Annotated in this window: 8 protein-coding genes; 7 read left to right on the top strand and 1 reads right to left on the bottom strand. The window is 72.3% G+C overall.

Translation table 11 applies throughout. The annotated features are described in order from the left end of the window. The first annotated feature begins 381 nt into the window (after positions 1 to 381). The 5 genes from nagZ to AWQ70_RS25850 all read left to right on the top strand — a co-directional run bounded on the left by nagZ (position 382) and on the right by AWQ70_RS25850 (position 5,054). Positions 382 to 1,740, top strand: a complete 1,359-nt coding sequence (nagZ, locus tag AWQ70_RS25870) for a beta-N-acetylhexosaminidase (RefSeq protein ID WP_245647151.1) — start codon at positions 382 to 384, stop codon at positions 1,738 to 1,740. 39 nt (positions 1,741 to 1,779) lie between these two features. After that, positions 1,780 to 2,421 carry an HAD family hydrolase gene (locus AWQ70_RS25865; RefSeq protein ID WP_067181005.1) on the top strand — a complete coding sequence of 214 codons (642 nt, stop codon included), beginning with the start codon at positions 1,780 to 1,782 and terminating at the stop codon, positions 2,419 to 2,421. 21 nt (positions 2,422 to 2,442) lie between these two features. After that, entirely contained in the window at positions 2,443 to 3,000 is a 558-nt protein-coding gene (locus tag AWQ70_RS25860) for a DUF6912 family protein (RefSeq protein WP_067180951.1), read from the top strand. 229 nt (positions 3,001 to 3,229) lie between these two features. Beyond that, a complete protein-coding gene (locus AWQ70_RS25855) occupies positions 3,230 to 3,862 on the top strand; it encodes an HAD family hydrolase (protein ID WP_067180948.1) in 633 nt (210 codons plus the stop codon). Between the two features lie 490 nt (positions 3,863 to 4,352). Beyond that, a complete protein-coding gene (locus tag AWQ70_RS25850) occupies positions 4,353 to 5,054 on the top strand; it encodes an HAD family hydrolase (RefSeq protein ID WP_067180945.1) in 702 nt (233 codons plus the stop codon). Positions 5,055 to 5,109: 55 nt separating this feature from the next. On the opposite strand, the gene AWQ70_RS25845 is transcribed toward AWQ70_RS25850, so the two are convergent. Next, on the bottom strand, positions 5,110 to 6,642 hold the full coding sequence (locus AWQ70_RS25845; RefSeq protein WP_067180942.1) for a penicillin-binding transpeptidase domain-containing protein: 1,533 nt from the start codon (positions 6,640 to 6,642) through the stop codon (positions 5,110 to 5,112). A gap of 174 nt (positions 6,643 to 6,816) precedes the next feature. On the opposite strand from AWQ70_RS25845, the gene AWQ70_RS25840 reads away from it, so the two are divergent. Then, positions 6,817 to 7,764, top strand: a complete 948-nt coding sequence (locus tag AWQ70_RS25840; RefSeq protein ID WP_067180937.1) for a LysR family transcriptional regulator — start codon at positions 6,817 to 6,819, stop codon at positions 7,762 to 7,764. Then, entirely contained in the window at positions 7,761 to 8,654 is an 894-nt protein-coding gene (locus AWQ70_RS25835; RefSeq protein ID WP_067180936.1) for a serine hydrolase, read from the top strand. The genes AWQ70_RS25840 and AWQ70_RS25835 overlap by 4 nt, the downstream gene beginning before the upstream one ends. Positions 8,655 to 8,707 lie beyond the last annotated feature (53 nt).

The following is an 8,707-nucleotide window of genomic DNA, read 5'->3' as shown; positions in this document are numbered from 1 at the left end:
CGGCGGCGGCCGCACGGGCCGCGGCCCGCGCCGAGCTTCCCGCGCTCGCCGACCTGTCCCTCTGATCCCTGATCCGGCCCTGCCCGGTCACCGGTGCCACCGCCGCTCCCGGCCTGATTCGTCGTCGCCGGGGCGGTCGCCGTGCCCGGGCGTTGTAGTGCCGCCGTCGTTCCGCGCTGAACCACCCCGCAGCCTCACCGGGGCCCGGTCGGCGCGTGAGCCGCTGTCGCCGGTCGTCGCCGTGTCGTTCCCTGCCGCCCGTCATCACTCCCGTGCCTGAAGGAAGAGCGCGGGCGACTTCTCGGCTCTGTGGCTCTCGGTACCTATGCGCCTGTGGATAACTCTGGGGCAGATGGTCCGGGTCGCGGATACGGTGAGGGAGTGCTTCGACGAATGGGCCTCGCGCTGCTGGTGATCGTGATGGCGGGCTGCTCCGCGGTGGAGGCGGAGCGGTCCGCGGGCTCCACCCCCTCCGCCTCCCCTCCGTCCTCCTCCGCGCCCGGCGAAAGCCGTACGACGCCGGCGCCGGAGGGGTCGCCGTCCGCCGATGCGGCCGGCGGGGGAGAGGCGGAGACAGGAGGCGGGGGGACGGGAGGCGCCACGGGCGACGTCGCCGCGACGCTCGCCCGGATGAGCGTGCAGGAGAAGGTCGGCCAGCTCTTCATGCCGGTGGTGTACGGCTCGCGCGCCGACTCGAAGCACCAGGAGAACACCGCGCGGTTCGGCGTCGCCACCCCGGCGGAGGCGGTCGAGAAGTACCACCCGGGCGGCGTGATCATCTTTCCCTGGGCCGGCAACGTCTCGGACGCCCGGCAGCTCGCCGCGCTGACCACCGGGCTCCGCAAGGCGTCGCGGGTCCCGCTCATGATCGGCGTCGACCAGGAGAACGGCACCGTCTCGCCGCTCTCCTCGATCGTCACCAAGCTCCCGGGAGCGAGCGCCATCGGCTCGACGGGCGACCCGGCGAACGCGCGGGCCGCCGCCCGGCTCACCGGCACCGAGCTGCGCGCCCTCGGCATCACCATGGACTTCGCGCCGGTCGCCGACGTCAACATCAACCCGCGCAACCCGGTGATCGGCCCCCGGGCGTACGGCTCCGACCCGGGCAAGGTCGCCGCCATGGTCGGCGCCGCGGTGGACGGCTTCCACGCGGCCGGCATCGCCTCGACCGCCAAGCACTTCCCCGGGCACGGCGACACCTCGACGGACAGCCACACCGGTCTCCCCGTGATCCAGCACTCGAAGGCGCAGTGGCGCAAGCTCGACGCGCCGCCGTTCCGCGAGGCCATCGCACACGGCATCGACGCGATCATGTCGGCGCACGTCGTCATGCCCAAGCTCGACCCCTCCGGCGATCCGGCGACGTTGTCCCGCACGATCCTGACCGGGCTGCTGCGCGACGAGCTGGGCTTCGACGGGGTGATCAGCACCGACGCGCTCAACATGGCCGGGGTGCGCGAGAAGTACGGCGACGCCGAGGTGGCGGTGCGCGCCGTCCTGGCCGGGGCGGACGTGCTGCTCATGCCGCCGGACATGCCCAAGGCGTACGGCGCGGTCCTCGCGGCGGTGAAGTCGGGCCGGATCTCCGCCGCGCGGCTGGACGCGTCGGTCACCCGGATCCTGCGCCTGAAGGAGAAGCGGGGCATGTTCGGCGCGGTGACGACGAACCCGGGGGTGGTGCGGTCGGCCGCCCACCTGAGCGCCGCCCGGCGTATCGCCCGTAAGGCGAGCCTCCCCTGACGCTCTATCCTTTTGAACCAGATTCCAGTGGGAGGTGTCGTGCTCAAGGGAGTGCTGATCGACTGGGGCGGGGTGCTGACCACCAGCCTCACCGACTCGATCGCGGGCTGGATCGCCCAGGACCGGATCGACGCCTCGCATTACAAGGACGTGATGCGTGAGCTGATCCTGCACGCCTACGATGGCGGCGGCGAGAGCGCCATCCACGCGCTCGAACGTGGCGAGATCTCGGCGGCCGACTTCGAGCGGGACCTCGCGGCCAGGCTGATGACCCTCGACGGCGTCCCGCCGGTGGCCGACGGGTTGCTCGCCCGGATGTTCCTCGGCTTCGAGCCGGTCGAGGAGATGAACGAGATGCTGCGGCTGGCCCGCGCGGCCGGGATCCGCACCTGCCTGGTGTCCAACTCCTGGGCCAACGACTATCCCCGCGACTCCTGGGACGGGCTGTTCGACGCCATCGTCATCTCGGGAGAGGTCGGCATGCGCAAGCCCGAGCCGCGGATCTTCCACCACGCCCTCGATCTCGTCGGGCTGCCGGCCGAGGAGTGTGTCTTCATCGACGACATCGAGGCGAACATCGCCGCCGCCCGGGCCCTCGGGCTGGTCGGCATCCACCACAGCGACGCCACCGCCACCATCGGCGAGCTGGAGGGCCTGTTCGGCCTGCCGCTGCGCCCCTGACGTGACCGACGAGAGGTTCCCATGCGCGTCTATCTCCCGTGCACGCTTCCCGCGCTGGCCCGCGTGGTCGCGCGGGGCGAGCTCGGCCCCGCGCCGCTGATCGGGTACGCGGTGACTCCGGCCCTGGTCGAGTGGTACGCCTCCGGCGACACCGAGGAGCTGGAGTACGTCGCCATGACCGAGGCGGCGCGGGCCTCGCTGCGGATGCTCGCCGAGGAAGGCGCGGCGGAGCTCGCGGGCGGGCCCGCGGGGGGACCGGCCGAGGAGGGCGGCGCGGGGAAGGCCGGGGTGCCGGCCAGGCGGGTCGTGCTGGCGGCCGAGGTGCCGGACGCCGCCGTCGCGGCGAGCGCCGACATTGACGAGCGGGCGCGGGTGCGGCTCACCGAGCCGATCCCCATGTCACGGGTCGCCTCGGCTCACGTGGACGACCCCGACGCCGCCCCCGACGTCGAGGCGGCCGTGGCCGCGCTGCCCGCCGCCGACCTCGGCGACGACGACGCCCGGTTCACCGTGGACGGCGCCGAGGCCCACGAGCTGATGTGGTATGCCACCCAGGAGATCCCCGACCTGCTGACCTGACGGGCACACCATCGAGCTCCGGGTGCTTCCACCGGCGGGTGGTCCTGCTGGGAGGGCGGTCCCATCGGCCGGCGGTCCTACCGGAGGGCGGGGCGTCCGGGACATCGGGGCCGGCGTGAAATATCGGAACCGGTAGGGGGCGTCCGAGGGCGGAGCGTGGGGCGGTGAGTCGACACATGACGGAGGTTCTCATGCGCAGCTGTCGTGCCTAGATATCATCCATCCTGATATGACACACATTGTTTGGGACTGGAACGGGACCCTGTTCCACGACATCGACGCCGTGGTGGGCGCGACGAACGAGGTCTTCCGTCCATACGGTATCGGCCCCTACGACCCCGACGGCTTCCGCGCCGTCTACACCCGCCCCATCTGGGTGGCGTACGAGCGGATGCTCGGCAGGTCGCTCCACGACGGCGAGTGGGAGCGGCTCGACGAGGGGTTCCACGATCACTACCACCGCCTGATGCTCGCCTGCGGGCTGGCCGGGGACGCACTGGCCAGCCTCCGCGAGTGGGAGGCGGCCGGGCGGACGCAGTCGCTGCTGTCCATGTGGCACCATGAGCGGCTGGTGACCAAGATCGACGAGATGGGCATCACCCGGCACTTCAACCGGGTGGACGGCCTGCGCGGCGGCTCCGGTGGGCACAAGGCCGAGCACATGGCGGCGCACATCCTGGCGCTCGGCCTCGACCCGGGGAAGGTCGTGGTGATCGGAGACAGCGTGGACGACGCGCACGCCGCGCAGCATGTCGGCGCGCGGGCCATCCTCTACACGGGCGGCATGAGCAGCCGCGCCGAACTGGAGAGCGTCGGCGTCCCCGTCGTCGACGCCCTCGCGAACGCCCTCGACCTGCTCTGAACCGCCCCGATCTGATCTGCCCCGATTTGGTCCGCTCGGCTCAGGGCTCGTCTGTTCTGAACCTCGGCTTGGTCCGCTCGGCTCAGGGCTCGTCTGCTCTGAACCCCGGCCCAATCCGTTCGGCTCAGAGCTCGTCTGCTCTGAACCCCGGCCCAATCCGTTCGGCTCAGAGCTCGCCTGCTCTGAACCCCGGCTTGAACCACTCAGCTCAGAGCTCGCCTGCTCTGAACCCCCCGGCCTGAACCACTCAGCTCACGACCCACCTGCTCAGGAGCCCACCTGTCGAATCGGCCCGATCTCAATGGCCCTGACCGGAACCGCTCCGATCTGAGCCCGGGTCGCGACCGGCTCAACCTGCACCGCTCAACCTGCACCGCTCAGCTCAGGGCCGGCTCAATGTGAACCCGCTCGATGTGAACCCGCTCGATGTGAACCCGCTCGATGTGAACCGGCTCGATGCGAACCGGCCTGATCCCCCACGGAGGCCACGATCAACCGCCTCGTTCTCTGGAACGTCGATCTCACCCTGGTGGACGTCACCATCGTCGCCAGGGAGGCGTACGCCGACGCGTTCCGCATGGTCACCGGGCGGCCGCTGGTGAAGCTCGCCCCGGCGATGGGCCGACCGGACTCCGAGATCATCTTCGAGACGCTGGCGGTCAACGGCATCGCGGTCGAGGACCACCACCTGCCCAAGTTCCTCGACGCGCTGGCGGTGAGCTTCGCGGCCAGGCGCAAGCGGCTCCCCTCGGAGGGCCGGGCGATGCCGGGGGCGAAGGACGCGTTGAAGGCGGTGTCCCGGCTCGACGGAGTGATCCAGTCGGTCCTCACCGGGACGATCCGGAGCAACGCGGTCCACAAGCTCAAGGCGTTCGGGCTGGACAAGGCGATCGACTTCGAGGTCGGGGGATACGGCGAGGAGGTCTATCCCAAGGCCACGCTGCTCCAGGTGGCGCAGGGCCGGGCCAAGGAGCGGTACGGCGCGGCGTTCACGTCGGCGAACACCGTCCTGATCGGCGACTCGGCACGCGACGTCCAGGCCGCCCGCATCGGCGGCGCGGCCATGATCGCGGTCGCGTCGGGCCGGTCGACGGCCGCCGAGCTCCGGGACGCGGGCGCGGACATCGTGCTGCCCGACCTGTCCAACGCCTCCGAGGTGGTGGCGGCCGTCGCCCGCCTTACGGATCGCTGACACCGGGTTGTTCCGGCCCGGCCGGGCCGGCCGGGCCGTTCCGGCGCGGGGTGGACTACCGGCCGGTGAGGCCGTTCAGGAAGCGGGCGGCGGCGGGGGCCGCCACGGCGGCGCCCGTGCCGCCGCCCTCGACGATGACGGCGAACGCCAGGTCGCCCCGGTAGCCGATGAACCACGAATGCGTCGGCGGTTCCTCACCCGAGCCGTACTCGGCGGTCCCGGTCTTGCCGGCCGTGCCTGCGGGGAAGGCGATGCCCCGGGCGGTGCCCTCGCTCACGACCGCGGGCATGAGCTTGCGCAGGGCGCGTACGACGCCCGGCTCCAGCTCACGCGGCGCGGAGCCCCCGGAAGGGACGAGGTCGGCGGGCACGAGCCGCGGCGGACGCCAGGTGCCGTTCGCGATGGCGGCGGCGACGGCGGCCATGTTGAGCGGGCTGGCCAGCACCCGGCCCTGGCCGATCGAGGCCGAGGCGAGGTCGGTCGCGTCGTTGGGGTCGGGGAACTGGGCGCGTACGGCGGGCACGCCGGGCTGGATCGGCAGGCCGAAGCCGAAGCCGGAGGCGACCGCGCTCATCCGCTTCGAGCCGAGCCGCTTGACGGCGAGGTCGCCGAACGTGGTGTTGCACGAGTGGGCGAAGGCGTCGAGCAGCGGGATCGTGCCGAAGTCCTCGTACTCGGCGTTGTGGAAGGTGTAGCCGCCGATCGTCCGCTCCGCCGGGCACTCCACGGTCTCGGTGGCGCTCATGCCGTCCGCGACGAGCGCCGACGCGGTCACCACCTTGAACGTCGATCCCGGCGGGTACGCGCCGAGCAGCGCGCGGTTGAAGCCGCCCGGCTTGTTCACGACCGCGAGGATCTCGCCGGTCGAGGGGCGCAGCGCGACGAGCGAGGCGGGCTTGGACACGTCATCCAGCGCCCGGGCCCCGGCCCGGTGGACGTCCAGGTCGATCGTGGTGGTCAACGCCTTGCCCGCGGCCTTCTCGGTGGTGGCGACCGTGCGGGCCGTGCCGTCCGGGCCGACCAGCTCGACCTGGCTGGACGGGGTGCCCATGAGGCGGGAGCCGTACTGCTCCTTGAGCGCCTCGACGAGCTGCTGGACGGAGCCGGGCGCGGATGTGGTGTCGATCCGGGTGCCGTCGGCCGCGGTGATGGGTGCCGGTTCCGGCTTGACCGTGGTGACCTTGAACCTGCCGCCGCGGGTGAGTCCCGGGTGGACGGCGGCGGGCGTCCACGACACCCGCCAGGCGCGGTCGTGCTCCACCAGGCGCAGCTCGCCGTCGTAGGAGAAGTCGACCGCGCCGTCGAGAGCGGCGCGGAAGCGTACGGCGCTGCCCCCGTTCCCGCTCTCGCGCGCCTTCCCCTTCACGGCGAACCGGGCGGACGTCACCTTGAGGCCGGTGCGGAAGTCGCCGTACACGCGCTGGAAGTCGGCGGGCGGGTCGGCGGTGAGCGCGCGCATCGCCCCGTAGTCGGACCTGGACCAGGCGGCGAGGAAGGCCGCGGCGGTCTCCTCTGGCGACCCTTGCGTGCGCAACGCCCAGACGGCGCCCCCCGCCGCCACGACCGGCACCAGTACGGCAGCCGTCACGAGCGGCCAGCGGCGGCGCCGCCTCTTCTCGCCGGCTCGTGGCCGATGTCGCGAAATTTCCACCACATTTCCCCCTTGCGTGTCCGTGCAGGCAAGAGGACCAGACGTGGGGTATTCATGTCCAATAGAGATATGAGGTCCGGAGCGATAGCAGTTTCGATATCATTGCCGGTCATGGACCTCGTACGGCATCTGAGGTACTTCGTCGTCATCGCCGAGGAACTGCACTTCGGGAACGCGGCGGCCCGGCTCGGCATGGCGCAGCCCCCGCTCAGCCAGCGGGTGAAGCGGCTGGAGGACGAGCTGGGCGTGCGGCTGTTCGACCGGACCAGCCGCCAGGTCAGGCTGACGGACGCCGGGCGGCTGCTGCTGCCCGAGGCGCGCGACCTCGTGGCCAGGGCGGAGCGGATCAGGGAGCTGATGGCGCGGACGGTACGGGGCGACACGGCGAGCCTGCGCGCCGCCGTCCCACCCGATCTCGGCGCGTCCGTGCTCGCCGCGCTGATCGCCCGGTTCCGCGCCGGCCACCCCGACGTACGGCTCACGCCGGCCGAGATGGGCACGTCGGACCAGGTGGACGCGCTGCTGGGCGGGGAGCTCGACCTGGGGGTGCTGCGCCATCCGGTCGCGGCGTCCGGGCTCGGCTTCGGCCCGATCCTGGTCCAGCATCCCGGGGTGCTGCTGCGCGAGGAGGACGAGCTCGCCGGGCTGGCGACGGTGCACCTGGCCGACCTGGCCGGACGCGAGCTGGTGCTGCCGCCGCGCGCGCTCGAACCCGGCCTGCACGACGAGACCCTCGCCGGCTGCCGCCGGTACGGCTTCGTCCCGGCCGAGGTCAGGCACGCCGTGCACGGCCAGTTCACGATCGGGCTGGTCCTCGCCGGCAGCGCGGTCGCGTTCGGGCGGTCCGCGGACGTGCCGGGGGTGGCGTGGCGCCCGCTGGCCGGCTCCCCGCTGGTCTGGCGGACCTCCACCGCCTGGCGCGGCGAGCCGTCCGAGCACGTGGCCGGGTTCGCCGATCTCACGACCCGCGTTCTGCGGGAGGATGCGGGGATGTCCGACGAAGGCGCGTCGCCGCGAACGTGGGTGGCCCCCCGCCCCGCCACGGGGTTCCTGTCATGAGGCAGCTCGAACAGATCTTCCGTACGGCGGGGGTCACCGGGTGGCTGCACGCGGTGGACATCGACACCGGCCGCGAGGTGGGCCTGGGCGCCGACGAGCCGGTCGTGCTCGCCTCGGTGTTCAAGGTGCCGCTGCTGGTCGCGTTCTACCGGCAGGCGGAGCGCGGGCTGATCGACCCGGCGGAGCGGGTCACCGTCTCCCCGGAGGGGCGCGCCGGGGGCGGCACCGGCGTCTCGGCCATGCTGGACGAGGTCACGGCCTCGCTCAGGGACCTCGCCTACCTCATGATCAGCGTGAGCGACAACGCGTCGGCGGACACACTGCTCGCGCGGGTCGGCCTCGACGAGGTCAACGCCGCGCTCGCGGACCTCGGCCTGTCCCACACGTGGGTCGAGCACTCGTGCGCCGACCTGTTCACGGCGATGCGGGAGGACGCGAGGGCGGCGGACATGGCCGAGCTCTCCCAGATGACCACCGACCCGGCTGTGCTCTCCCGGCTGCGCGTGCTCGACCCGGCCAGGACCAGCCGCGGCACGTGCCGGGACATGACCCGGCTGCTCGGCATGATCTGGCGGGACGAGGCCGCCGGGTCCGCCTCGTGCGCCGCCGTACGCCGCCTGATGGGCCTGCAGGTCTGGCCGCACCGGCTCGCCTCCGGCTTCCCGTACGACGACGTGGCGGTGAGCGGCAAGACCGGGACGCTTCCGACGATCAGGAACGAGGTGGGCGTCATCGAGTATCCCGACGGGGGCCGCTACGCGATCGCCGTCTTCACCCGGTCGATCGGCACCGCCCAGAACCAGCCGCGCGCGGACGCGGTGATCGGCACCGCCGCCCGGGTCGCGGTGGATCATCTGCGCGCGCCGTTCATGGGGACGGGCCCCATATGACAGGTCCGCCGTATGTGGGTGGAGATGGTGACACGGCGGGCCGGCCTCGTCAG

It is taken from the genome of Microtetraspora niveoalba (assembly GCF_001570405.1).
GTDB classification, from domain to species: Bacteria; Actinomycetota; Actinomycetes; order Streptosporangiales; family Streptosporangiaceae; genus Microtetraspora; species Microtetraspora niveoalba.
The sequence above is the reverse complement of the archived record's forward strand: the minus strand, read 5'-3'. Positions and strand labels throughout refer to the sequence as shown.

What these genes read in the sequence shown, in the direction of transcription:
- AWQ70_RS25860 (WP_067180951.1), top strand. Translation starts at nt 2,443, where the DNA reads ATGCGCGTCTATCTCCCGTGCACGCTTCCCGCGCTGGCCCGCGTGGTC.
- AWQ70_RS25840 (WP_067180937.1), top strand. Translation starts at nt 6,817, where the DNA reads ATGGACCTCGTACGGCATCTGAGGTACTTCGTCGTCATCGCCGAGGAA.
- AWQ70_RS25855 (WP_067180948.1), top strand. Translation starts at nt 3,230, where the DNA reads ATGACACACATTGTTTGGGACTGGAACGGGACCCTGTTCCACGACATC.
- AWQ70_RS25835 (WP_067180936.1), top strand. Translation starts at nt 7,761, where the DNA reads ATGAGGCAGCTCGAACAGATCTTCCGTACGGCGGGGGTCACCGGGTGG.